1 rRNA gene is annotated in these 1,978 nt (G+C 57.2%); it reads left to right on the forward strand.

Annotation, left to right across the window (positions count from 1 at the left end):
• Positions 1 to 52: 52 nt before the first annotated feature.
• Positions 53 to 1,978: ribosomal RNA gene (locus tag ABZ484_RS38470) — 23S ribosomal RNA — on the forward strand; the annotation flags it as partial.

Consider the following 1,978-nt stretch of genomic DNA (forward strand, 5'->3'; position numbering starts at 1 on the left):
GATGGGTGGTTGGTCGTTGTTTGAGAACTGCACAGTGGACGCGAGCATCTGTGGCCAAGTTTTTAAGGGCGCACGGTGGATGCCTTGGCACCAGGAACCGATGAAGGACGTGGGAGGCCGCGATAGTCCCCGGGGAGTCGTCAACCAGGCTTTGATCCGGGGGTTTCCGAATGGGGAAACCCGGCAGTCGTCATGGGCTGTCACCCACTGCTGAACACATAGGCAGTGTGGAGGGAACGAGGGGAAGTGAAACATCTCAGTACCCTCAGGAAGAGAAAACAACCGTGATTCCGGGAGTAGTGGCGAGCGAAACCGGATGAGGCCAAACCGTATGTGTGTGAGACCCGGCAGGGGTTGCGCGTGCGGGGTTGTGGGATCTCTCTTGATCGGTCTGCCGGCCGGTCGGTGAGTCAGAAACCGTTGATGTAGGCGAAGGACATGCGAAAGGTCCGGCGTAGAGGGTAAGACCCCCGTAGTCGAAATGTCAGCGGCTTGCTTGAGAGACACCCAAGTAGCACGGGGCCCGAGAAATCCCGTGTGAATCTGGCGGGACCACCCGCTAAGCCTAAATATTCCCTGGTGACCGATAGCGGATAGTACCGTGAGGGAATGGTGAAAAGTACCCCGGGAGGGGAGTGAAATAGTACCTGAAACCGTGTGCCTACAAGCCGTGGGAGCGTCGGAGTGGAGCTTGCTTCACTCTCGTGACTGCGTGCCTTTTGAAGAATGAGCCTGCGAGTTTGCGGTGTGTTGCGAGGTTAACCCGGGTGGGGTAGCCGTAGCGAAAGCGAGTCCGAAGAGGGCGTTTCAGTAGCACGCTCAAGACCCGAAGCGGAGTGATCTAGCCATGGGCAGGTTGAAGCGGAGGTAAGACTTCGTGGAGGACCGAACCCACCAGGGTTGAAAACCTGGGGGATGACCTGTGGTTAGGGGTGAAAGGCCAATCAAACTCCGTGATAGCTGGTTCTCCCCGAAATGCATTTAGGTGCAGCGTCGTGTGTTTCTTGCCGGAGGTAGAGCACTGGATAGGCGATGGGCCCTACCGGGTTACTGACCTTAGCCAAACTCCGAATGCCGGTAAGTGAGAGCGCGGCAGTGAGACTGTGGGGGATAAGCTCCATGGTCGAGAGGGAAACAGCCCAGAGCATCGACTAAGGCCCCTAAGCGTACGCTAAGTGGGAAAGGATGTGGAGTCGCACAGACAACCAGGAGGTTGGCTTAGAAGCAGCCACCCTTGAAAGAGTGCGTAATAGCTCACTGGTCAAGTGATTCCGCGCCGACAATGTAGCGGGGCTCAAGCGTACCGCCGAAGTCGTGTCATTGCAGCAGAAGCCCCAACGGGTGCTGTGATGGGTAGGGGAGCGTCGTCTGCCGGGTGAAGCAGCACCGGAAGGTAGTTGTGGACGGTTGACGAGTGAGAATGCAGGCATGAGTAGCGATTCACACGTGAGAAACGTGTGCGCCGATTGACTAAGGGTTCCTGGGTCAAGCTGATCTGCCCAGGGTAAGTCGGGACCTAAGGCGAGGCCGACAGGCGTAGTCGATGGATAACCGGTTGATATTCCGGTACCCGCTGTGAAGCGTCAAACATCGAATCCAGTGATGCTAAGGCCGTGAAGCCGCCCTTGATCTCTTCGGAGTGATGGGGAGTGGTGGAGCCGCTGAACCAAGTTGGTAGTAGGTGAGTGATGGGGTGACGCAGGAAGGTAGTCCATCCCGGGCGGTGGTTGTCCCGGGGTAAGGGTGTAGGACGTCAGGTAGGTAAATCCGCCTGGCTTGTGTCTGAGACCTGATGCCGAGCCGATTGTGGTGAAGTGGATGATCCTATGCTGTCGAGAAAAGCCTCTAGCGAGTTTCATGGCGGCCCGTACCCTAAACCGACTCAGGTGGTCAGGTAGAGAATACCGAGGCGTTCGGGTGAACTATGGTTAAGGAACTCGGCAAAATGCCCCCGTAACTTCGGGAGAAGGGGGGCCAC

This window comes from Streptomyces sp. NPDC006393 (assembly GCF_040628575.1).
Lineage (GTDB): Bacteria > Actinomycetota > Actinomycetes > Streptomycetales > Streptomycetaceae > Streptomyces.